Below are 22,505 nucleotides of genomic sequence, written 5' to 3'. Positions count from 1 at the left end.
GTGCACAGTGACATCGCGGTGACAGGGTGTGGCGACAGGCGGGGTGCGGCTACGATGACCGGCACAAGGACGGGCGGCATGACAGAGCCGTCCCCTGGGGCGGCGTCCGGTTCATTGCCGGGGCGAGGAGGACGGGCCATGGTGCAGAAGGCCAAGATCCTCCTGGTCGATGACCGGCCGGAGAATCTGCTGGCGCTGGAGGCGATCCTCTCCGCGCTCGATCAGACACTGGTGCGGGCATCGTCCGGGGAGGAAGCGCTCAAGGCACTGCTCACCGACGATTTCGCGGTGATTCTGCTCGACGTGCAGATGCCGGGGATGGACGGGTTCGAGACGGCCGCGCACATCAAGCGGCGCGAGCGTACCCGCGACATCCCGATCATCTTCCTGACCGCCATCAACCACGGCCCGCACCACACCTTCCGTGGTTACGCCGCGGGAGCGGTCGACTACATCTCCAAGCCGTTCGACCCGTGGGTGCTGCGCGCCAAGGTCTCGGTCTTCGTCGAGCTGTACATGAAGAACTGTCAACTGCGGGAGCAGGCGACGCTGCTGCGGCTCCAGTTGGAGAGCGGCCGCGCCGCGGCGGACGAGGCCAAGGAGCCGGCGGGGCTGCTCGCCGAGCTGTCCGCCCGGCTCGCGGCCGTGGAGGAGCAGGCCGAGGCGCTGTCCAAGCAACTGGACGAGTCGGCGGACGCGGCGGCCATCGCGACGGCGGCGCATCTGGAGCGCAAGCTCACCGGACTGCGGCGGGCGCTGGACGCCCTGGAGCCCGGGACGGGCGACGGCGCTTCCTGAGGGGTGCCGTGCGGGGCGCCGGCAGGCGCTCCAGGGGCCCGTTGGGCGGCCTGCGGGACCATGGTGGCGGGTCCGGGGCCCGGCGCGCCTGACGCGCCATCACCAGGCCCGTGTACGGCCGACGTCGTGAGCCGTCGGCGTGAAGTGCGCGGTGCGGTGCGCGACACGAATGGGTGAAGTCCCGAGCGCTCGTGTCACTGTGGCCGTCGCCTGTAATCTCGTCACCATGGCCTCACGTACGTCCGGCAAGGGTTCCCAGAGCACGGCGGGCCCCTCGAAGCAGCGCGCCGGACAGCCCGGGGGCGCCGCCAAGAAGGCCGCCGCGAAGAAAGCACCGGCGAAGAAGGCGCCGGCTCCGGCCAAGAGGGCGCCCGCCAAGAAGACCGCACCGGCCAAGCGCGCGCCGGCGAAGAAGGCAGCCGCCAAGAAGGCGCCGCCGAGACCCGCGCCGTCGCCCACCGGCGGCGTCTACCGCCTGGTGCGGGCCTGCTGGCTCGGGCTGGCGCACGGCGTCGGCGCGATGTTCCGCGGCGTCGGGCGCGGCGCGAAGAACCTGGACCCGGCGCACCGCAAGGACGGGCTGTCCCTGCTGCTGCTCGGGCTCGCCCTGGTCATCGCGGCCGGCACCTGGTCCAACCTCAGCGGCCCGGTCGGCGACCTCGTCCAACTGCTGATCACCGGTGCCTTCGGCCGCCTGGACCTGGTCGTACCGATACTGCTCGGCGGCATCGCGCTGCGCCTGATCCGGCACCCGGAGCAGCCCGAGGCCAACGGGCGGATCGTGATCGGCCTGTCCGCGCTGGTCATCGGCGTCCTCGGGCAGGTCGCCATGGCCTGCGGGTCGCCCGGCCGGGGCGACGGCATAGCGGCCATGCAGGACGCCGGTGGCTATGTCGGCTGGGCCGCGTCCAAGCCGCTGATCTTCACCGTCGGCCAGACGCTGGCGGTGGCGTTGCTGGTGCTGCTCACCGTCTTCGGCCTGCTCGTCGTCACCGCCACGCCGGTCAACGCCATCCCGCAGCGGCTGCGGCTGCTCGGCGCCCGGCTGGGCCTCGTCGAGGTGTACGAGCCCGAGCCGGTGGCCGCGGAGGCCGACGCGTACGCCGAGGACTGGCGCGAGCAGCCCCGTCGGGGCGCGCGGCGCGCCGCCCCCGAGCCGGACCCGGACGGCGATCCGGACGCCATAGAGGAGGCGGCGCTGGCCAAGCGCCGCCGCGGGCGCCGTACGCCCCTGCAGCCCGCCGACCGGCCCATGGACGCGGTGGACGTGGCCGCAGCGGCCGCCGCCTCGCTGGACGGGGCCGTCCTGCACGGCGTGCAGCCCTCACCGCTGGTCGCCGACCTCAGCAGCAGCATCTCCGGCGAGCGCCGGGACGGGGCGCGCGGTGACGGCGGGCGTGGCGACGGTGAGCGGCCCGCGGCCGGGCACCAGCAGGACAGCGGCGCGGTGCCGCCCGCCCGGGGCGCGGCCCGGGGCGGCGAGGAGCAGCCCTCGGGGCCGGTGCCCGACTTCACGAAGTCCGCGCCGGAACCCTCCGGCGAGCTGCCCTCCCGGGCCGAGCAGCTACTGCTGTCCAACGACATCACCTACTCCCTGCCGTCGCTGGACCTGCTGACCCGCGGCGGCCCCGGCAAGACCCGCAGCGCGGCCAACGACGCCGTCGTGGAGTCGCTGACCACCGTCTTCCAGGAATTCAAGGTCGACGCGGCGGTCACCGGCTTCACCCGCGGCCCGACGGTCACCCGCTACGAGATCGAGCTGGGCCCCGCGGTCAAGGTCGAGAAGATCACCGCGCTGGCCAAGAACATCGCGTACGCGGTCGCCAGCCCGGACGTACGGATCATCAGCCCGATCCCCGGCAAGTCCGCGGTCGGCATCGAGATCCCCAACAGCGACCGGGAGATGGTCAACCTCGGCGACGTGCTGCGCTCGGCGGAGTCGGTGGGCGAGGACCACCCGCTGCTGGTCGGGCTCGGCAAGGACGTCGAGGGCGGGTACGTCTCGGCCAACCTGGCGCGGATGCCGCACATCCTCGTCGCGGGCGCCACCGGCTCCGGCAAGTCGTCCTGCATCAACTGCCTGATCACCTCGGTGATGGCGCGCGCCACCCCCGACGAGGTCCGGATGGTGCTGGTCGACCCCAAGCGCGTCGAGCTGACCGCGTACGAGGGCATCCCGCACCTGATCACCCCGATCATCACCAACCCCAAGAAGGCCGCCGAGGCCCTCCAGTGGGTGGTGCGCGAGATGGACCTGCGCTACGACGACCTGGCGGCGTACGGCTACCGGCACATCGACGACTTCAACGCGGCCGTGCGCAGCGGCAAGGCGAAGCCGCCGGAGGGCAGCGAGCGCGACCTGTCGCCGTACCCGTACCTGCTGGTGATCGTGGACGAGCTGGCGGACCTGATGATGGTCGCGCCGCGCGACGTGGAGGACTCCATCGTGCGGATCACCCAGCTCGCGCGCGCCGCCGGCATCCACCTGGTGCTGGCCACGCAGCGCCCCTCGGTGGACGTGGTGACCGGTCTGATCAAGGCGAACGTGCCGTCCCGGCTGGCGTTCGCGACCTCCTCGCTCGCCGACAGCCGGGTCATCCTCGACCAGCCCGGCGCGGAGAAGCTCATCGGCAAGGGCGACAGCCTGTTCCTGCCGATGGGCGCGAACAAACCGGTGCGCATGCAGGGCGCGTTCGTGCAGGAGGACGAGGTCCAGCAGGTCGTCCAGCACTGCAAGGACCAGATGGCGCCGGTCTTCCGGGAGGACGTCACGGTCGGCACGGCCAAGAAGAAGGAGATCGACGAGGACATCGGCGACGACCTCGATCTGCTGTGCCAGGCCGCGGAGCTGGTGGTCTCCACCCAGTTCGGGTCCACGTCCATGCTCCAGCGGAAGCTGCGGGTGGGCTTCGCCAAGGCGGGCCGGCTGATGGACCTGATGGAGTCGCGCAACATCGTCGGGCCGAGCGAGGGGTCGAAGGCGCGCGACGTGCTCGTCAAGCCGGACGAGTTGGAGGGCGTACTGGCGGTCATCCGGGGGGAGACGCCTTCCTAGAGGCCGTCGGCCGGGCGGTGTCCGGCGCCGCCCGCGCGGCGCTCCGGGCCCGTCCACCGGACGCGCGGCCGAGGCGGAGGAAGTTCACGAGCCACGCGCCGGATTCACCCGTACGAGCGGTCCGGGGCAGGCACGAGAGACCGTAAGCAACCGTTTCTTCCGCCGATACGTCAAGTTGAGGGAGGTGGTGGGAGGATGGTGCACCATCGGCACCCGGACCGGGCGTCCGGCGGTCTGACCCGGCGTTCTGATGGCGTACAAACTCCGCTCTTCCGCTTGCCCGACCCTTTCGGTACACCCCTAGACTGAACCTCCAGCAGGTGGCTCACGCTCGAAAGGCGCCCACGTGTCCATCGGCAACTCCCCCGAAGACGACCGGCCCTCCATCGGCCGCGCCATCCAGCAGGCCCGTATCGCGGCGGGACTGACCGTCGACGAGGTCAGTACCACCACGCGGGTGCGCGTGCCCATCGTGCAGGGCATCGAGCAGGACGACTTCTCGCGCTGTGGCGGCGACGTCTACGCGCGGGGGCATCTGCGCACGCTGGCGCGCGCCGTCGGACTCGATCCGGAACCGCTGATCGCGCAGTTCGACGGGGACCGCGGCGGCCGCCCCGAGCCGACCCCCGCCGCGCCGCTCTTCGAGGCCGAACGCATCCGGCCCGAGCGGGGCCGCCCGAACTGGACGGCGGCGATGGTCGCGGCCATCGTCGTGGTCGTCGGGTTCGTGGGCTTCACCCTCTTCAGCGGCGGCGGCAAGGGGAGCGCGGTCGCCGAGGGCGACAACACCGTGGCGCCGGTGCAGCCGACCAAGCCCGCCGCCGGCAAGTCCGGCAAGTCCGGCAAGACGGCCAGGCCCAGCACCGTCCCCGGCCCCGGGCCCTCGGAGAGCGCCGTCGCGGGCGTCCCGAAGGACAAGGTCACCATCAAGATCACCGCGAAGGACGGGCAGAGCTGGATCTCCGCCAAGGACGCCAACGGCCGGCTGCTGGAGGACGGCCTGCTCAAGAAGGGCGAGTCCAAGACCTTCACGGACAAGAAGCGGATCGACCTGGTCGTCGGCAATGCCGGAGTCGTGCAGTTGTTCGTCAACGGCAAGGAGGTCGAGAAGGTCGGCGCCGAGGGAGCGGTCGAGCGGCTGAGCTACTCGGCGGGCCCGCAGGCGGGCTGAGCAGGCCCCGCCCGGGGGCGCCGGGCGGAGGGCAACCCTGGCAGCGAGGGAGGTTGCCGGGACAAAGTAGGCTGACTCCATGCCCGAACGCCGTACCGTCGCCCTTGTCACTCTTGGCTGCGCCCGTAACGAGGTGGACTCGGAGGAGCTCGCAGGCCGCCTGGCAGCGGACGGCTGGGACCTCGTCGAGGACGCCGCCGATGCCGATGTCGCCGTCGTCAACACCTGTGGCTTCGTCGAGGCCGCCAAGAAGGACTCCGTCGATGCCCTGCTGGAGGCCAACGACCTGAAGGACCACGGCCGCACCCAGGCGGTGGTGGCCGTCGGCTGCATGGCCGAGCGGTACGGCAAGGAGCTGGCCGAGGCCCTGCCGGAAGCCGACGGCGTACTCGGCTTTGACGACTACGGCGACATCTCGGGGCGGCTGCAGACCATCCTCTCCGGCGGCGTGCACGCGCCGCACACCCCGCGCGACCGCCGCAAACTGCTGCCGATCAGCCCCGCCGAGCGCCAGGACGCCGCGGGCGTCGCCCTGCCCGGCCACGGCGAAACCGCGCCGGCCCCGGCCCCCGCGGACCTGCCGGAGGGCGTGGCGCCCGCCTCGGGGCCCCGCGCGCCGCTCCGGCGCCGTCTGGGCACCAGCCCGGTCGCCTCCGTGAAACTGGCCTCCGGCTGTGACCGGCGCTGCTCCTTCTGCGCCATCCCGTCCTTCCGCGGCTCCTTCATCTCGCGCCGCCCCTCCGACGTGCTCGGCGAGACGCGCTGGCTGGCGGAGCAGGGCGTGAAGGAGATCATGCTGGTCTCCGAGAACAACACCTCCTACGGCAAGGACCTGGGCGACATCCGCCTGCTGGAGACTCTGCTGCCGGAGCTGGCGGCCGTCGACGGCCTGGAGCGGATCCGGGTCAGCTACCTGCAGCCCGCCGAGATGCGCCCCGGCCTGATCGACGTGCTGACCGGGACGGAGAAGGTCGCCCCGTACTTCGACCTGTCCTTCCAGCACTCGGCACCGGGCGTGCTGCGCGCCATGCGGCGCTTCGGCGACACCGACCGCTTCCTGGGCCTGCTGGAGCAGATCCGCGCGAAGGCGCCGCAGGCCGGTGCCCGCTCGAACTTCATCGTCGGCTTCCCCGGCGAGACCGAGGAGGACGTCGCCGAGCTGGAGCGCTTCCTGACCGGGGCGCGGCTGGACGCCATCGGCGTGTTCGGCTACTCCGACGAGGACGGCACCGAGGCCGCCACGTACGAGAAGAAGGTCGACCCGGACGAGGTCGCCGAGCGCCTCGCGCGTATCTCCCGGCTGGCCGAGGAGCTGACCGCGCAGCGCGCCGAGGAGCGGCTGGGGGAGACCCTCACGGTCCTGGTGGACAGCGTCGACGAGGAGGACGGGGTCGTGGGGCGCGCCGCGCACCAGGCGCCCGAGACCGACGGCGTGACCTTGCTGCGGACCTCACTCGACCTTGCGCCGGGTCGTATGGTCGAAGCAAAGGTCGTGGCCAGTGAGGGCGTCGACCTGGTGGCCGAGGTGCTGTCGGCGGACGGCGCGCCGTGTACTGAGGAGGCGGGCAGATGACCGGAGTCCCGGCTTCCGCGGCCGGTGGGCACCACCGCCCGGCGCCGGCCGTCCGGACGGCCGGGCTGTGGAACATCGCCAACGTCCTGACGATGGTGCGGCTGCTGCTCGTACCGGCCTTCGTGCTGCTGCTGATGCACGGCGACGGCTTCGACCCGGCGTGGCGCTCGTTCGCCTGGGCGGCCTTCGCCATCGCCATGATCACCGATGTGTTCGACGGCCACCTGGCGCGCCAGTACAACCTGGTCACGGACTTCGGCAAGATCGCCGACCCGATCGCGGACAAGGCGATCATGGGCGCGGCGCTGGTCTGTCTGTCCGTCCTGGGCGACCTCTCGTGGTGGGTGACGGGCGTCATCCTCTTCCGTGAGCTGGGCATCACGCTGATGCGGTTCTGGGTGATCAGGCACGGGGTCATCCCCGCCAGCCGCGGCGGGAAGCTGAAGACCCTGGCCCAGGGCACCGCGGTGGGCATGTATGTGCTCTTGCTGACCGGGCCGCTGGCGACGTTCCGGTGGTGGGTGATGGCGGTGGCCGTGGTGCTGACCGTCGTGACCGGGCTGGACTACGTACGGCAGGCGGTCGTGCTGCGGCGGGCCGGACTGGCCGAGGCACGGGCCGTACAGGCCGAGGAGCGGGCCAGGACGGCCGCGAAGGCGCGCGGCGACGGGGGCCCCGCACGGTGAGGCCGGAGACGGCCGCCGGGGCGACCTCCCGAAGTGGCTGCGGAAATGCACGCTGAAACCGGACGGGAAGCGGGCGCGGAGACCCCTGGGGCAGCGCCTGAGGCCCTGCGCGGCGCGAACCGCGACGGTGCCACGGAGCCGTCCTCCGAGGCGCTGACGGCGGCGGCGCGGGCGCTGGATGTGCTCGCGGCGCGCGGGGAGAGTCTGGCGGTGGCCGAGTCCCTCACGGGCGGACTGGTGGCCGGGGCGCTCACCGGGGTACCCGGAGCCTCCCGGGTCTTCCGGGGCTCGGTGACGGCGTACGCGACCGAGCTGAAACGGGACGTCCTCGGTGTCGACGGGCCGCTGCTCGACGCGCGCGGAGCCGTGGACGCGGAGGTTGCCCGCCAGATGGCCCGTGGTGTAAGGCGTGTGCTGAGCGCGCACTGGGGTATCGCCACTACAGGGGTGGCCGGCCCGGACCCCCAGGACGGGCAGCCCGTGGGCACCGTCTTCGTCGCGGCCGACGGACCCGGCGGGGCGGGCAGTGTGCTGCGCCTCACGCTGGACGGCGACCGCCGGACGATCCGCCGGGACACGGTGGTGGCGGCGCTCCGCCTGCTGGTGAGCCAACTGACAGAGAACGCGGCGGCACAGGATACGGAACAACGGGGGGATTTTTGATGTTTGCAGCCCTGAGTGAACACGTACTCGCGCCCCGCACGGCCGAGGCCCGAGGCGGTACGGTGGGGCGAGAAGGATCCGGATCCGAGGTCCGAGGAGGGAGCCAGCGATGATTCTGCTTCGTCGCCTGCTGGGTGACGTGCTGCGCCGACAGCGTCAGCGCCAGGGCCGCACCCTGCGCGAGGTCTCCTCCTCCGCCCGGGTGTCGCTCGGTTACTTGTCCGAGGTCGAACGGGGACAGAAGGAAGCCTCTTCCGAACTGCTCTCGGCGATCTGTGACGCGCTGGATGTGCGGATGTCCGAGCTGATGCGCGAGGTCAGTGACGAACTGGCGCTCGCGGAGCTGGCCCGGTCTGCCGCGGCCGGCGACCCGGTGCCCGCACCGGTCCGTCCGAAGCTGAACTCGGTGTCCGTGACCTCGCTGGCCGGGGTTCCGGAGGACCGCGTGACGATCAAGGCACCGGCGGAGGCCGTCGACGTCGTCGCGGCCTGAGGCCGCGGGCGTGGCGCGGTCGGGGTGTCCGGCCGTAACGGCCCGCTTTCCTGTGTCCTGTGCTTCCTGAGGGCGACAACCGCCCTCCTCGGGCCCGCTGAGTCGCGCGGGCGTCGAGTCCTTTTGTGCGTCCCCCCCGAGGGCCCCTCAACTTCTCTGAGCCCCGTCCGGCAGCCGCTGGACGGGGCTCGGTGTGTGTTGGGGGCGTCCGGGCGCGTCGGGCGTCAGCGCGTGTCGGGGCCGTCCGGCCGTGCCCATGACCGGACCGTACGCGGAGCCGAACGAGACCGGGATCCGGGGCCCGGGGCCCGGGGCCCGGGGCCCGGGGTCCGGGATTCGGGATCCGGGGTCCGGGATGCGTACGGGAGAAAGCCCCGAGTGCCGGGGCGAACGGCGGGGCCGACGGGGACTTTCGTCCCCGGAGTGAAATCCCCGCGCATTACCGCAGCGCGTCTGGGTACCCGATCCGTACAGACAGGACCAATCGTTTGTACGGTGGGCGAAGCGGAGTTATTCGCCCTGAAAAGGAGTAAATGGATGTCTGTCGTCAAGAGCACGCTGTCCGACGACGACCGGAAGGTGGTCGGGGACGCACTGCAGGGAGCCCTCGTCGACCTGGTGGATCTCTCGCTCGTGGCGAAGCAGGTCCACTGGAACATCATCGGCCCGCGCTTCCGGTCCGTACATCTTCAGCTCGACGATGTAGTGGACACGGCTCGCGCGTACGCCGACACGGTCGCCGAGCGCGCCTCGGCGATCGGCGTCTCCCCGGACGGCCGGGCCGAGACGGTCGCGAAGACCAGCGGTATCGACACGGTGCAGGACAACTGGATCAAGGACGCCGAGGTCGTGCGCGTGGTGACCGACGCGCTGGGCGCGATCATCGCACGGATGCGCGAGCGGATCCGCGTCACGGACGAGCCCGATCCGGTCAGCCAGGACATCCTCATCGGCCTCACCGGCGACCTGGAGAAGCACCACTGGATGTTCCAGGCCGAGTCCGCCTGACGCTCGCGCTTCGACCGCGGACCGGGCCCAGCCCGTCCGGGTGCGCGCGACAGCCCGCTTCAGCGCCCCTCTGACACCGTCAGGGGGGCGCTTGGCGGTTGAGAAGGCTTGTCGAGGCGGATCCGCTGTCCTTCGGCGGTGACGGTGAGGCCGTGGCGGGCGATCTCCGGTGCGCCGGCGCGCACCCATCGCCGGTGGGCCGCCTCGACCTCGTCCCAGAGCCGGCGCGGCCCGTGCTGCCGTACGCGGTACGTGCCGGTCTGCCGGCCGTCGTAGTCCACCGAGGCCCACGATGCCGCCGCGTCGTCGGCCAGCCACAGGCGGGTGTGCGCCTCGTCCGTGGCGGTGTCCCAGGAGTACCACACGTCGGGCACGCGCAGCCCGATGGCGAACTGCGCGTCGAGACTGTCGCCGGCCACCGCCCAGGGGGACAGGGTCGTACGGGAACGGCTGGGCCGCTGCCCCGCGCGCAGGAGGTCGCGGTCCAGGTCGGCGGCCGCGCGCAGGCCACGCATGACCATGTAGGAGCCGTAGCCCGCGAACCGGCCGGTGGCCGTGCCGTCCGGCCGACGGGTGAGAACGAGCGTGCCGTACGTGATCCAGCTCGTGCTCCACGGCACGACGAGCCGGGCGCCGGGCGGCGTCTGCGCGAGCCAGGCCCCGGGGACGGAGCGCACGGAACAGGTGGCGATGATCCGGTCGTACGGGGCGGCGGCGGTGTGGCCGAGGGCCCCGTCACCGGTGATGACGGCCGGCGTGAGGCCGACGGCCTTCAGGTTGGCCCGGGCGGCTTCGGCGAGCACCGGGTCCACCTCGACGCTCACCACGTGGTCGGAGCCGAGCCGGTGGGCGAGCAGGGCCGCGTGGAAGCCGGTGCCGGTGCCGATCTCCAGTACGCGGTGCCCGTCGGTGAGGGCGGCGTCTTCGATCATGCGCAGCACCGTGCTGGGCGCGGAAGCGGACGAGGTGGGTTCCTGGAACCCGTCGTCGTCCTCGGTGATCTGCGTGACGAGCGGCGCGTCGCGGAACGCGGCCTCGGCCCAGCAGGCCGGCTGCGTGGTGCGGTCGCACGGGGCGTAGCCGCCGCCCCCGTCGCGGAGCCAGATCCGGTCCGGCAGGAACCGGTCCCGCGGCACGGCCCGCACGGCCTCGGCCCAGGGTGCCGGGACGGGGCGGCCGAGGGCCGTGGCCACTTGGGAGAGGAGGGTGTGGGGGCTTGGGGTGGGGTGGGTCACTGGCGGTCGCAGCCCCTGGTGATTGTGGTCGGGGCTGCCGAAGGTAGTGGACGGTGCGGGGTTCGTGCGACGTGCGTGACGGGAGCGCCGTAGTGGCGTGTCTGTGATCCGGGAAGGTGTGGGCGGACGATCATGTTGGGGAAACGAACGCCGGATCAGCAACGTATGGAGGAATGTCCGCTATGTCGAAACCCCCGCTGCCGCAAGAGGCGGTCGCCATGCTGGAGAAGGCCAACCCGTCCGTCATCACGACCCTGCGGTCGGACGGCCAGCCGGTCTCCACGGCGACCTGGTACCTCTGGGACGACGGCCGGGTGCTGGTCAACATGGACGAGGGCCGCAGGCGTCTGCAGCACATGCGCAACGACCCCCGGGTGACGATCACCGTTCTCGACGAGTCGAGCTGGTACACCCACATCAGCATCATCGGCCGCGTCACCGAGTTCCGTGCGGACCAGGACCTGGCCGACATCGACCGACTGGCCCACCACTACCTCGGCAACCCCTACCCGCAGCGCGACCGCGCCCGGGTCAGCGCCTGGATCGAGATCGACCGCTGGCACGGCTGGGGCACCCTCAAGGACAGCGACCAGGCCGGCTGACGGCTCGGGTGAGGGACCTCCCCCGGGAATTCGGGGGAGGTCTTCTGCCGTGTGTGACGGCAATCGCAGGGAATCGGTCGCGGGCCCTGCTGCCGCCGGCCGCTGCGTTCAGGCGGCGAGTTCGTACGCCTCCAGACGTTTGATCATTCGGCGGACCACCAACAGCGGAATCACGCCGAAGACGCCGAACGACATGTCAATAAGCTGCCAGTGGAGTGGAATTCCCCGGATCGGGCCGCAGATGAGGGCCAGCGGAATGATGCCCGCGCACGCGATCATGCCGAAGTCGATGACCCAGATGTTGCGAACCGGGTCGCGGAACGGACCGTAGAACGCCACCGCGATGACCAGATGCGCGAACGCCAGCCAGTCCGTGCCGTACAGCAGGAATGGATACTTCGCGTCGGTCGCCTCCAGCCCCTCCCGTACCCTGCCGATCCACTCCACCAGTCCCGGGAAATTCCCGGCGATCGGGGATGCGTCGGACCGCAGCAGTTCGTCGGCCCACCGGATTTCGGTACTGAGCGGAAAAGCCGTCAGACCACTCAGCACAAGGCCGATGATGAAGACGACCAACCAGATACGAATACGGCGTCGAAGCGCCTTACGCCCCTCCATGATCGGAGCGTACGCCTGCCTTCACCGGGCAGGCGGACCGGGGCCGGTAGGGGAATTGCGGGACACGGACAGCCGTTCAGAGCGGAACTCCGGTATCGATCAGGGAACGGGCGCCCTGGCTGAGGAGTTCGGTGGCGGCGTGCGCGCCGAGGGCCGCCGGGTCGTGCGGGGCGTCGCTGTACAGGTGAACCTGCGCGAAGGCGGTGCCGTCCGGGGAGAAGACCATGCCGCGCAGCGAGAGCCGGCCGTCCGGGCCGGTGACGCAGTAACCCGCGATGGGGCTGTTGCAGTGGCCGCGCAGGCCCTGGAGCATGACGCGTTCGGCGGTCGCTTCGGTGAGTGTGGGCTCGTGGTTGAGGTGGTCCAGCAGCGCGGCGACGGCACTGTCGTCGCGGCGGCATTCCAGGGACAGGACGCCGGCCCCGACGGCCGGCAGCAGTTCCTCCACCTCGAAGACCTGCCGCACCCGGTGGGTCAGGCCCAGCCGCGCCAGCCCGGCACTCGCCAGGACCAGGGCGTCCAGCGCGCCGGGGGCGGCCTTCGGGTCGTCGGGGGCGCCCGGTTCCACGGGGGTGTCCGGCTCCACGTGTCCGTCCCGTGCGCCGTCCAGCAGGTCCAGGCGGGTGCCGACCGCGCCGCGCACGGGGACGATGCGCAGGTCGGGGCGGGTTCGCAGGAGCTGGGCGCGGCGGCGTACGGAGCTGGTGCCGATCCGGGCGCCGGGCGGGAGATCGCCGAGGTGGCGCGCCGCCGAGTGCTCGGGCACGACCAGGACGTCCCGTACGTCGGCGCGCTCCAGGTGGGCGGCGACGACCAGGCCCGCACGGAGCGGCACGTCGCCGGGCACGTCCTTGAGGCAGTGCAGCGCGAGATCGATGTCGCCGCTCTGCAACCGCGCGTCGAGGGCCTTGACGAACAGCTCCTTCCCGCCGGTGCCGGACAGATCGCCCTGCCAGAGGTCGGCCTCGGTCCGGACCGGGACGGTCACGGTCCGCAGCCGCGGGTCGAGCTGGTGCAGCAGTCGGGTGACGTGGGCGGTCTGGACGAGGGCCATGGGGCTCGTTCGGGTTCCGATGCGCAGCTCGCGGGCGGGGAAATCGGCGCTCACGGGCGGTCTCCGTTCGGTGCGTCTCGGGGCGCCCGCCGTCGGGCGGTGATCATTCAGTGCAGCGTAGGAGACAGCGGGCGACGGGCCGAGGAGAAACGGGGCCGTGCAGGTGTGCGGGGGAGGGGGGCGGTTGTCCGATAGGCGCGTTCGTCCTGATGCGTGCGCCCGTCGCGCCGGGCGGCGGGCGTGGGGCGTCTGGATGCGGGCCGGGAGGCGGCGGGCGAAAATACCGGGGAGACAGAGATCCGTGAGGACGGGGCATGGACGAGCGGGCCCCGTCGAAACGTTCGCGCCGGTTGTGCCCCGGTGCGCCCTCCCGCTGGACGGCTGTGCCCGTCTAGCGTCGACCGGAGGAGGCAGTCATGGCTGGGCACGACTTCTTCGCCCGGTTCGGCATATCCCCGGGCCGGCTGGCCGCCAGGGCTGCTGCCGCGGGCCTGTGGTGGTGGGCCGTACTACGGCTGACGCTGTGGCCGGGCACGCCGGGGATCGTCGAGGGAGCGGTGGCGGCCGGGGGATGGGGGCTGAGCCTGCTGCCGGTGCACTGCGTGCCGTGGGCGGAGCGAGGACGGGGCAGGGGCAGGAGGCGATGTGGTGGAGGTGGGGGTGCTGAGGGGTCGGTGAGGCTTGGGGGTGTGTTGAGGGATCGGGTGGCCGAGGCGTGGTGGAGCCGGGGGCGGGGCCGAGGGGGAGGGGCTGGCGGCGGCCGGTCGTAGGCGGGTCGCGCCGGTGAAAGCCGAGCCTGTGAGGTTTGTGAGGTCACCCGTTCGGCCGAGGGGAGTGGGGGCGCGGATCGGGGAGTGAGGGGAGGGTGCGGGAGTCGGTTGGCTTCCGTTGGAGGGCGGGGGCGGCCTTCCGCCTGGGGCAGCCTGCCGTCAGGGGCCTGAGGTCTTTCGCGGGGGGGGGGCCTGGGGGCTTCCGCCGCGGGGCCACCTGGGGTGGCGGGGCAAAATGATGTGGCGTCAGCACCCGGCACGGGTTACGCCTTGGGGTCCTCCGGCGTCGTCCCGTCCTCCGGCTGGCAGGTGGGGCACCAGTAGGTGACGCGTTCCTGGGTGGGCGGGCCCTGTTCTCCCGTACGGATCGGTGTGCCACAGCGGAAGCAGGGGCGGCCGGCGCGTCCGTAGACCCACTGGCGGCGGTCCGGGCGGGCACTGGGTGTCGTGACGCGGGCGAGGCGGTTTTTGTTGGCTTCCAGGAGCTTCTTGGCGAGGGTGGTCGCGCGCTCCGGTGCCGGCAGGCGGCCGATCGGGAGCCAGGGGGACGCGCGCAGCAGGAAGCACAGCTCGCAAGTGAAGACGTTGCCGATGCCGGCCAGGTTCCGCTGGTCGAGCAGGGCCTCGCCGAGAGGGCGGGCGGGATCCGAGAGCAGGCGGCGCAGGGCTTCCGCCGGGTCCCAGTCGGGGCCGAGCAGATCGGGGCCCAGGTGGCCCACGGCGTCGTCCTCGTCGGCGGTGCGCAGGAGTTCGAGAACGGGGAGACGGTAGCCGACGGCGATGCGGTCGGCGGTGGCGAGGATGGCGCGGATCTGGTGCGCGGGGCCGCCGCGCCAGCGCTCGGCGGGGGCGTAGATTTTCCAGGCGCCGTCCATGCGCAGATGCGAGTGGAGGGTCAGTCCGCCTTCGACGCGGGTGAGCAGGTGCTTGCCGCGCGGGACCACCTCCAGGACCGTGCGGCCGGACAGGTCGGTGGTGGCGAGCTTCGGTACGCGCAGGTCGGTTCGGGTCAGCGGCTTACCGGCCAGCGCTTCGTGCAGACGGCGGGCGGTGCGCCAAACGGTGTCGCCTTCGGGCATGGGGACATTGTGCCGGGTGGGGGCACGCGGTGGCGGCGCCGTGGGCGGTCCAGGCGCCAGTGGTTCGGGCGTGGGCGGCTTGAGTGTGGGCGGTCTCCGCGCGAGTGGTTCGGGCGTGGGCGCGGGCGGCCTCCGCGTGAGCCCTTCGTGCGTGAGCCCTTCGTGCGTGAGCCCTTCGTGCGTGAGCCCTTCGTGCGTGGGCGGTTCGGGCATGGACCGTTCGGGCGCGGGTGTCCCTGCGCGAGCGCTTCGCGCGTGGCGGTCCGGAGGGTCCGGAGGGTCCGGTCGGTTCGGAGGGTCCGGTCGGTTCGGAGGGTTCGGTCGGTTCGGAGGGTTCGAACAGGGCGGGTGAGCGCGGCCTACGGGCCGTAAGTCCGTGGTGGCGGTCGTCGGCGGCTCCTCGTGGCGGTCAGGGGCGGAGGCGGAAGCCGCGCGGGGTGGGGTGGAATCCGGCGGTCTCCAGGGCGGTGGCGAGCGGGGCGGTGAGGGCGGCGGTGCCGTTGACGCGCTCCACGGTGATCGTGCCGAGCGCGCCCGCGCGGGCCGCGTCGGTGAGCGCTTCGAGGGCGAGTCGCTGGCGGGTGCCGGCGGGGGCGTCGCTGTCGGGCGCGGCACCGTCGCCGGACGGCGTCCAGGCCAGCAGGGTCTTGCCGCCGCGTTCCATGTACAGCGTCAGTTCGCCGTCGACGAGGACGACGAGGGAGCCCGCCTTGCGGCCCGGCTTGTGCGTCGAGCCGCCGGGCGGCTCGGGCCAGGGCAGGGCGGCTCCGTACGCGTTCGCCGGGTCGGCGGCGGCGAGCACCAGGGCCCGCTGGGGTCCGGTGGCGCGGCGGTCCCCCGGGCCGTCCTGGGCGTACGCGTCGGCGACGCGCTCGCGGCCGGTGTTGACGGCGCGGAGCCGGTCGACCGCGCCGTCCATCGCGAACTGCGCGGCGCCCAGCCCCTCGACCACATAGCCGCGCCGGGCCTGCCCGGTCTCCTCGAAGACGGCCAGGACGCGGTACGCGGCGGAGAAGCCGCCCTCGACGCCCTCGGCGGCCACGGCGCCGCGGGTGACGACGCCGTGGCGGTCGAGAAGCGTGCGTGCCAGGGCGTGGGCGCGGTGGGTGGGGTTCGGTTCGGGGGCGGGGAGCAGCGACCAGCGGCCGGCGACGGTCGGCGGGCCGGAGCGGGAGGCGGTGGGGCGGCCCGTACGGCCGGTGGCGGCGGTCAGGGTGCCGTACCGGCCGCGGGGGACCGCGCGCTTGGCGCGGTGGGCGGTGGAGCCGGACGTCCGGCCCGAGCCGAGGAGGGACCGGAGCGGGGCGAGGGTGTCGTTGGTGAGGCGACCGGACCAGGCCAGGTCCCACAGGGCGTCGGCGAGTTGGGGGTCCGTGCACTCGGGGTGGGTGGTGGCGCGGACCTGGTCGGCGAGCTGGCGGAAGAAGAGGCCGTAGCCGGGGGCGAGGGCCTGGAGGACGGACTGGTGCAGGGGGGACAGCTCCAGTGGGTGGGGCGGCGGCAGGAGCAGCGGGGCGGTGTCGGCGAGGTAGAGGGACACCCAGCCGTCCTTGCCGGGCAGCGCTCCCGCGCCGGCCCACAGCACCTCGCCGGTGGAGGTCAGCTCGTCCAGCAGCGCCGGGGCGTAGTCGCCGACCCGGGACGGCAGGACCAGCTTTTCGAGGGCGGAGGCGGGCACGGAGGCGCCCTGCATCTGCTCGACGGCGCGGACCAGGCCGTCGATGCCGCGCAGGCCGTACGAGCCGCCGCGCTGCGCGCCCGACCCGTACGGCCCCTTGGCGGCCAGCGGCCCCACCTGCTGCCACTGCGGGAGGAAGGACGCGAGGGCGGCGGGTGGTACGGGCTCCAGCTCGTGTCGCAGGGCGGCCAGGGAACGGCGGCGCAGGCGGCGCAGGACCTGGGCGTCGCACCATTCCTGGCCGAGGCCGGAAGAGGTGTGCGGCGCTTCCGTCGAAGGGGGGTGGGCGGCGGGCGGGCGGAATTCACCTTGGACGACGCGGCCGCTCGCCGCCAGGCGCTGGAGGGCGCCTTCCGTGACGGCCGTGCCGAGGCCGAAGCGGGCGGCGGCCTGTTCGGAGGTGAACGGGCCGTGCGTCCGTGCGTAGCGGGACAGCAGGTCGCCGAGCGGGTCCTTGACGGGCTCGGTGAACGACTCGGGAACACCCACGGGCAGGGCCGTGCCCAGGGCGTCGCGCAGCCGGCCCGCGTCCTCGATCGCTGCCCAGTGGTCCCGGCCGGCGATCCGGACCGTGATGGCCCGGCGGGCCGCCGCGAGTTCCCTGACCCACCCGGGCTCGGCGCCGCGCTCGGCCAGTTCGTCGTCGGTGCGCGGGCCGAGCATCCGCAGCAGGTCGGCGACGCCCTCGGCGTCCTTGACCCGGCGGTCCTCGGTGCGCCACTGCAGCTCGTTCTCCAGCTCCGCCAGGACGTCGGCGTCGAGCAGCTCGCGTAGTTCGGCCTGGCCGAGCAGCTCGGCCAGCAGCCGGGAGTCCAGGGAGAGGGCGGCGGCCCGGCGCTCGGCGAGCGGGGAGTCGCCCTCGTACAGGAACTGGGCCACATACCCGAACAGCAGGGAGCGGGCGAAGGGGGAGGGCGCGGGTGTGGTGACCTCGACGAGACGGACCCGGCGGGCCTCGATGTCGCCCATCAGCTCCGTCAGGCCGGGCACGTCGAAGACGTCCTGGAGGCACTCGCGGACGGCCTCCAGCACGATCGGGAACGAGCCGAACTCGCCCGCCACCTGGAGGAGCTGGGAAGCGCGCTGGCGCTGCTGCCACAGGGGAGTGCGCTTGCCGGGGCTGCGGCGGGGCAGCAGCAGGGCGCGGGCCGCGCACTCCCGGAACCGGGAGGCGAACAGGGCCGAGCCGCCCACCTGGTCCGTGACCACCTGGTCGACCTCGCTCTGGTCGAAGACGACATCGGCGGCGCCCACGGGGGACTGCTCGGGGTCGTACTCCATGCCGCGGGCCGCCGGGTCGAAGTCGCCGGTGTCGCTGTCGAGCAGGTCCAGGCCCATCAGGTCGGCGTCCGGCAGGCGCAGCACGATGCCGTCGTCGGCGTGCATGACCTGTGCGTCCATGCCGTAGCGCTCGGAGAGGCGGGCGCCGAGGGCGAGCGCCCAGGGGGCGTGCACCTGCGCGCCGAACGGGGAGTGCACCACCACCCGCCAGTCGCCCAGCTCGTCGCGGAAGCGCTCGACGACGATCGTGCGGTCGTCCGGCACATGGCCGCAGCTCTGCTTCTGCTCCGTGAGATACGCGAGGACGTTGCCCGTCGCCCAGTCGTCCAGGCCGGCGGCGGACAATCGCGCGCGGGCGGCCTCCGGGGCCAGCGAGCCGATCTCACGGAGGAACGCGCCCAGCGCGCGGCCCAGTTCGAGGGGGCGGCCGAGCTGGTCGCCCTTCCAGAAGGGCAGCCTGCCGGGGACGCCGGGGGCCGGGGAGACCAGTACCCGGTCGCGGGTGATGTCCTCGATGCGCCAGGACGTCGTCCCGAGCGTGAAGACGTCGCCGACGCGGGACTCGTAGACCATCTCCTCGTCCAGCTCGCCCACCCGCCGCCCGCCACCGCCCCGGGGGGAGGCACCGCTCGCCGCGGTGTCCGATGCCCCACCGCTCTTCTTCGGGTCGGCGCCCGCCAGGAAGACGCCGAAGAGGCCGCGGTCGGGAATGGTGCCGCCGGAGGTGACGGCCAGCCGCTGCGCGCCGGGCCGGCCGGTGACCGTCTGGGCCACGCGGTCCCAGACGACGCGCGGACGCAGCTCGGCGAAGGCGTCGGAGGGATAGCGGCCCGCGAGCATGTCCAGCACGCCGTTGAACGCCGACTCGGGGAGGGCCGCGAAGGAGGCGGAGCGGCGGACCAGAGCCAGCAGCTCCGTCACGTCCCAGGTGTCCATCGCGACCATCGCGACCAGTTGCTGGGCCAGGACGTCCAGCGGGTTGGCGGGGACGCGCAGCGACTCGATGGACCCCGCGCGCATCCGCTCCGTGACCACCGCGGCCTGCACGAGGTCGCCGCGGTACTTGGGGAAGACCACGCCCCGGGACACCGCGCCGACCTGATGGCCGGCGCGGCCGACCCGCTGGAGACCGGAGGCGACCGACGGCGGGGACTCGACCTGCACCACCAGGTCGACCGCACCCATGTCGATGCCCAGCTCCAGACTGGACGTGGCGACGACGGCCGGCAGCCGGCCCGCCTTGAGGTCCTCCTCCACCTGGGCGCGCTGCTCCTTGGACACCGAGCCGTGGTGGGCGCGGGCCAACAGCGCGGGCGCCCCCTTGGCGGCGCCGGCCTCGGCCATCAGCTCGGCGGGGGAGTGGTCCTCGGGCAGGGCCTCGCCGGTGGCGCGCTCGTAGGCGATCTCGTTCAGCCGGTTGCACAGGCGCTCGGCGAGACGCCGGGAGTTGGCGAAGACGATCGTCGAGCGGTGCGCCTGGATCAGGTCGGCGATCTTCTCCTCGACATGCGGCCAGATGGAGGGCTTCTCACCGGTGTCGCCCTCCTGGACGGGGGAGCCGCCCAGCTCGCCGAGGTCCTCGACGGGGACGACCACCGAAAGGTCGAACTCCTTGCCGGAAGGCGGCTGGACGATCTCCACCCGGCGCTGCGGCGACAGATAGCGGGCGACCTCCTCCACCGGGCGCACCGTCGCCGACAGGCCGATGCGCCGGGCCGGACGCTCCAGCAGGTGGTCGAGCCGCTCCAGGGACAGGGCCAGGTGGGCGCCGCGCTTCGTGCCCGCGACCGCGTGCACCTCGTCCACGATCACCGTCTCGACGCCTTCCAGGGCCTCCCGGGCCGAGGAGGTCAGCATGAGGAAGAGCGACTCGGGGGTGGTGATGAGGATGTCCGGCGGCCGGTTGGCGATGGCGCGGCGCTCGGCGGCCGGGGTGTCACCGGAGCGGATGCCCACCCGGATGTCGGGCTCGGGCAGCCCCAGGCGGACGGACTCCTGACGGATGCCGGTCAGCGGACTGCGCAGGTTGCGCTCGACGTCGACCGCCAGGGCCTTCAGCGGGGAGACGTACAGCACGCGGCAGCGCTTCTTCGGCTCGGCGGGCGGAGGGACGCTCGCGAGCCGGTCGAGCGAGGCGAGGAAGGCGGCCAGGGTCTTGCCGGAACCGGTCGGCGCGACCACCAGCACATCGGAGCCCTCGCCGATGGCCTGCCAGGCACCCTCCTGCGCGGCGGTGGGCGCGCGGAACGCCCCCGTGAACCAGTCGCGGGTCGCGGGGGAGAACGAGTCGAGCGCTGCCTTGGCCATGTCCCCCATCGTGCAACGGACCACTGACAATCGCCGGTGCCCCGCCGCTCACCTGCGGTGATGTAGGCGATGTCGGTGCGTGGCGGCGCCGTCCACGTGCCGGACAGGCCGACTGCGGCCGACCGCGCGTCAGCACAATGACGCCATGACGGGGAGCGGGGCGGGGGACGCGCGAGGCGCGGAGGACGCGGTGGCGGCGGGCGCGAGAGCCCGCGCCGACGGCGCCCCGCCCGGGGCGCACAGCGGCCGCAAGGGCGGCGAGTGGGCCCGGCACTGGCAGTACGCCGAACTGCCCGGCCTGGACCTGCTGCGTGCCCGCTACATACGCCACTTCTTTCCCCGCCACTCGCACGACGGTTACGTCCTGGGCGCCGTCACCGGCGGCATCGAGCGGGTCGGGCTGCCGGACGGCGTCACGGACGCGGGGCACGGCGGTCTCGTCATGATCAATCCGGAGGTGCCGCACACCGCGCAGGCCGGTGCGCCCGAGGGCTGGGCGTACGCCACGCTCTACCCCGCCGAGCGACTCGTCGCCGACATCGCCGCCGAGACGACCGGCCTGACCGGCACCGCCGCCTTCACCGAGCCTCTCGCGGACGACCCGTACGCCGTACACCTCGTCAACGGCGTGCACCGCGCGGCCGAGGAAGGCAACGCGCTGGCCGCCGACAGTCTGCTGCGCATCGTGGTGGCCCGGCTGCTGCGGCGCCACGGTGGCCCGGCCCCGACCCGTACCCCCGCCTCGGCGGGAGCGCGCACCGCCGAACGCGCCCGAGCGCTCCTGGAGGCACGGCTGACCGCGCCACCGACCCTGGAGCAGGTGGCGCGGGAACTGGGCACCAGCCCGTTCGCCCTGCTGCGCGCCTTCAAGAACGCGTACGGGATGCCGCCGCACGCCTGGCTCACGGACGCCCGCGTCCGCCGGGCACGGCGGCTCCTGGAGACCGGTATGGCACCGGCGGAGGCCGCCGTCGCCGTCGGATTCACCGACCAGCCGCACCTGAACCGCCACTTCACCCGGATCGTGGGCGTGCCCCCGGGCGCGTACCGACGTGAGCGCGCGGGCGGCGCAAGAACGTACAAGACCGCTGGGGAGAGGGCTTCCTAGGGTCCGGGGCGTGGCACGAGAGACGCAGCGATACCAACAGATACAGCAGCCCCGGGGCCCGGCCCCAGAACGCGCGGCGGGGGCCGATTCGCTTCTCGCGGGACAGGCCGTTTCCGCGACCGGTCCCGTTTCCGCGGTCGGGGCAGTTCACGCGGCCGAGCCCGGTCCTGAGGCCGGGTTCGCTCCCGCGGTCGAGCCCGCTTCCCGGGAAAAGTCCACTTCCGCGGTCGTCAGGGACGCGCTCGGCGTCGGCGTCGCCGTCGGGTTGTCCGGGTTCGCCTTCGGGGTGACCGCGGCGGGCGCGGGGCTGTCGGTGTGGCAGGCCTGTGCGCTGAGCCTGCTGGTCTTCACCGGCGCCTCGCAGTTCGCGCTGGTCGGCGCGCTGGCCGCGGGCGGCAACCCGTTCACCGCGGCGGCCGGGGCGTTCTTCCTGGGCACCCGTAACGCGTTCTACGGCCTGCGGCTGTCCGGCCTCCTCGGGTTCCGGGCCGGAACCGAGCCGTTCGCCGCCCATTGGGTCATCGACGAGACCTCGGCCGTCGCCCTGGTCCAGCCCGACCGGCGCAGCGCGCGCCTCGGATTCCTGGTCACCGGGCTGACCATGTACCTCCTGTGGAACCTCACCACCCTGGCCGGGGCCATGGGCGCCGGGGCCCTCGGCGACCGGGAGGCATGGGGGCTCGACGCGGCCGGTCCCGCCGTCTTCGTGGCGCTGCTGGCGCCCCTGCTCGCCTCGGCGGCGGAACGCGCTGTCGCGGGGCTCGCGGCCGGGCTCCTCCTGGTGACGTTGCCGTTGCTGCCGGCGGGGGTGCCGGTCCTGGTCGCGGCGCTCGCCGCTCCGGCCGTCCTGTGTCTGGAGGGGCGACGGGCCCGTACGCGTCCTACGGGCGACCCTGACGCGGGCCTGAAGACGCGCGTGCAGGAGAACGGCGTGCAGGAGAACGGCGCACGGGAGGTGGACGCGCGGTGAGTGTCTGGATCGCGATCGGCGGCACGGCCGTGGGCTGCTACCTGGTGAAGTACCTCGGCCTTCTGATACCGGCGGGCGCCCTGGAACGGCCGCTCGTCAAGCGCCTCGCCGCCCTGTTGCCGGTGGCGCTGCTCGCCGCGCTCACCGCTCAGGAGACGTTCGGCGACGGACATCAGCTCCTGTTCGACGCGAAGGCGGCGGGCGTTGGCGCCGCGGTGCTCGCGCTGCTGCTGCGCGCGCCGTTCCTCCTGGTCGTGGCCGTCGCGGTGGTGGTGACGGCGGGGGTGCGGGCGCTGGGTGGGTGAGGGACGCCGGTTTCCGGGGGCGGAGATGCCGGCCCTGGGTACGGGGACCGT

The 22,505-nt window shown here is 73.0% G+C and carries 17 protein-coding genes; 12 read left to right on the top strand and 5 right to left on the bottom strand.

All coding sequences use genetic code 11. The annotated features are described in order from the left end of the window. Positions 1-138 precede the first annotated feature (138 nt). From ACH4EB_RS27220 to ACH4EB_RS27185, 8 genes are all read left to right on the top strand, one after another. Entirely contained in the window at positions 139-798 is a 660-nt protein-coding gene (locus ACH4EB_RS27220) for a two-component system response regulator (protein ID WP_398350429.1), read from the top strand. A 226-nt stretch (positions 799-1,024) separates the two neighbouring features. Continuing rightward, entirely contained in the window at positions 1,025-3,853 is a 2,829-nt protein-coding gene (locus tag ACH4EB_RS27215; protein WP_398350428.1) for a DNA translocase FtsK, read from the top strand. 346 nt (positions 3,854-4,199) lie between these two features. Next, on the top strand, positions 4,200-5,024 hold the full coding sequence (locus tag ACH4EB_RS27210; RefSeq protein ID WP_398350427.1) for a helix-turn-helix domain-containing protein: 825 nt from the start codon (positions 4,200-4,202) through the stop codon (positions 5,022-5,024). A gap of 79 nt (positions 5,025-5,103) precedes the next feature. After that, entirely contained in the window at positions 5,104-6,597 is a 1,494-nt protein-coding gene (gene rimO / locus ACH4EB_RS27205) for a 30S ribosomal protein S12 methylthiotransferase RimO (RefSeq protein ID WP_398350426.1), read from the top strand. After that, positions 6,594-7,283, top strand: coding sequence for a CDP-diacylglycerol--glycerol-3-phosphate 3-phosphatidyltransferase (gene pgsA, locus ACH4EB_RS27200; protein ID WP_398350425.1), 690 nt, complete (start codon positions 6,594-6,596; stop codon positions 7,281-7,283). The genes rimO and pgsA overlap by 4 nt, the downstream gene beginning before the upstream one ends. Positions 7,284-7,436: 153 nt before the next feature. Then, positions 7,437-7,946: a CinA family protein gene (locus ACH4EB_RS27195; RefSeq protein WP_398350447.1), complete on the top strand. Its 510-nt coding sequence runs from the start codon at positions 7,437-7,439 to the stop codon at positions 7,944-7,946. 109 nt (positions 7,947-8,055) lie between these two features. Continuing rightward, entirely contained in the window at positions 8,056-8,439 is a 384-nt protein-coding gene (locus ACH4EB_RS27190) for a helix-turn-helix transcriptional regulator (RefSeq protein ID WP_365845174.1), read from the top strand. Between the two features lie 537 nt (positions 8,440-8,976). Further along, positions 8,977-9,447 carry a Dps family protein gene (locus ACH4EB_RS27185; protein WP_398350424.1) on the top strand — a complete coding sequence of 157 codons (471 nt, stop codon included), beginning with the start codon at positions 8,977-8,979 and terminating at the stop codon, positions 9,445-9,447. A gap of 59 nt (positions 9,448-9,506) precedes the next feature. Here ACH4EB_RS27185 and ACH4EB_RS27180 read toward each other — a convergent pair whose 3' ends face one another. Continuing rightward, positions 9,507-10,640, bottom strand: coding sequence for a methyltransferase domain-containing protein (locus ACH4EB_RS27180; protein WP_398350422.1), 1,134 nt, complete (start codon positions 10,638-10,640; stop codon positions 9,507-9,509). A gap of 224 nt (positions 10,641-10,864) precedes the next feature. Here ACH4EB_RS27180 and ACH4EB_RS27175 point away from each other — a divergent pair, with 224 nt between their 5' ends. After that, the gene (locus ACH4EB_RS27175) at positions 10,865-11,284 is read left to right on the top strand and encodes a PPOX class F420-dependent oxidoreductase (RefSeq protein ID WP_398350421.1); all 420 of its coding nucleotides are present in this window, start codon (positions 10,865-10,867) and stop codon (positions 11,282-11,284) included. Positions 11,285-11,392: 108 nt separating this feature from the next. Here ACH4EB_RS27175 and ACH4EB_RS27170 read toward each other — a convergent pair whose 3' ends face one another. From ACH4EB_RS27170 to ACH4EB_RS27155, 4 genes are all read right to left on the bottom strand, one after another. Then, complete coding sequence (locus ACH4EB_RS27170) at positions 11,393-11,902, bottom strand: hypothetical protein (RefSeq protein WP_398350419.1); 510 nt, start codon at positions 11,900-11,902, stop codon at positions 11,393-11,395. 76 nt (positions 11,903-11,978) lie between these two features. Further along, positions 11,979-13,010: a hydroxymethylbilane synthase gene (gene hemC, locus ACH4EB_RS27165; protein ID WP_398350418.1), complete on the bottom strand. Its 1,032-nt coding sequence runs from the start codon at positions 13,008-13,010 to the stop codon at positions 11,979-11,981. A 979-nt stretch (positions 13,011-13,989) separates the two neighbouring features. Beyond that, a complete protein-coding gene (locus tag ACH4EB_RS27160; protein WP_398350417.1) occupies positions 13,990-14,805 on the bottom strand; it encodes an Fpg/Nei family DNA glycosylase in 816 nt (271 codons plus the stop codon). Between the two features lie 409 nt (positions 14,806-15,214). Then, the gene (locus ACH4EB_RS27155) at positions 15,215-20,071 is read right to left on the bottom strand and encodes an ATP-dependent helicase (protein ID WP_398350416.1); all 4,857 of its coding nucleotides are present in this window, start codon (positions 20,069-20,071) and stop codon (positions 15,215-15,217) included. A gap of 145 nt (positions 20,072-20,216) precedes the next feature. On the opposite strand from ACH4EB_RS27155, the gene ACH4EB_RS27150 reads away from it, so the two are divergent. Genes ACH4EB_RS27150 through ACH4EB_RS27140 form a run of 3 tightly spaced genes read left to right on the top strand, consistent with a single transcriptional unit; the run spans position 20,217 to position 22,454 of the window. Next, positions 20,217-21,179: an AraC family transcriptional regulator gene (locus tag ACH4EB_RS27150; protein ID WP_398350414.1), complete on the top strand. Its 963-nt coding sequence runs from the start codon at positions 20,217-20,219 to the stop codon at positions 21,177-21,179. 10 nt (positions 21,180-21,189) lie between these two features. After that, positions 21,190-22,149, top strand: a complete 960-nt coding sequence (locus tag ACH4EB_RS27145; protein ID WP_398350413.1) for an AzlC family ABC transporter permease — start codon at positions 21,190-21,192, stop codon at positions 22,147-22,149. Continuing rightward, on the top strand, positions 22,146-22,454 hold the full coding sequence (locus ACH4EB_RS27140; protein WP_398350411.1) for an AzlD domain-containing protein: 309 nt from the start codon (positions 22,146-22,148) through the stop codon (positions 22,452-22,454). The genes ACH4EB_RS27145 and ACH4EB_RS27140 overlap by 4 nt, the downstream gene beginning before the upstream one ends. Positions 22,455-22,505: the final 51 nt, after the last annotated feature.

It is taken from the genome of Streptomyces sp. NPDC018045 (assembly GCF_044327445.1).
In the GTDB taxonomy this organism is placed as follows: Bacteria; Actinomycetota; Actinomycetes; order Streptomycetales; family Streptomycetaceae; genus Streptomyces.
Note: the sequence above shows the minus strand (reverse complement) of the source record. Positions and strands in the feature narration are given on the sequence as shown.

Coding starts and splice junctions, on each gene's coding strand:
- ACH4EB_RS27150 (WP_398350414.1), top strand. CDS start 20,217: ATGACGGGGAGCGGGGCGGGGGACGCGCGAGGCGCGGAGGACGCGGTG.
- ACH4EB_RS27155 (WP_398350416.1), bottom strand. CDS start 20,071: ATGGCCAAGGCAGCGCTCGACTCGTTCTCCCCCGCGACCCGCGACTGG.
- pgsA (WP_398350425.1), top strand. CDS start 6,594: ATGACCGGAGTCCCGGCTTCCGCGGCCGGTGGGCACCACCGCCCGGCG.
- ACH4EB_RS27170 (WP_398350419.1), bottom strand. CDS start 11,902: ATGGAGGGGCGTAAGGCGCTTCGACGCCGTATTCGTATCTGGTTGGTC.
- ACH4EB_RS27185 (WP_398350424.1), top strand. CDS start 8,977: ATGTCTGTCGTCAAGAGCACGCTGTCCGACGACGACCGGAAGGTGGTC.
- ACH4EB_RS27215 (WP_398350428.1), top strand. CDS start 1,025: ATGGCCTCACGTACGTCCGGCAAGGGTTCCCAGAGCACGGCGGGCCCC.
- ACH4EB_RS27175 (WP_398350421.1), top strand. CDS start 10,865: ATGTCGAAACCCCCGCTGCCGCAAGAGGCGGTCGCCATGCTGGAGAAG.
- rimO (WP_398350426.1), top strand. CDS start 5,104: ATGCCCGAACGCCGTACCGTCGCCCTTGTCACTCTTGGCTGCGCCCGT.
- ACH4EB_RS27190 (WP_365845174.1), top strand. CDS start 8,056: ATGATTCTGCTTCGTCGCCTGCTGGGTGACGTGCTGCGCCGACAGCGT.
- ACH4EB_RS27220 (WP_398350429.1), top strand. CDS start 139: ATGGTGCAGAAGGCCAAGATCCTCCTGGTCGATGACCGGCCGGAGAAT.
- ACH4EB_RS27160 (WP_398350417.1), bottom strand. CDS start 14,805: ATGCCCGAAGGCGACACCGTTTGGCGCACCGCCCGCCGTCTGCACGAA.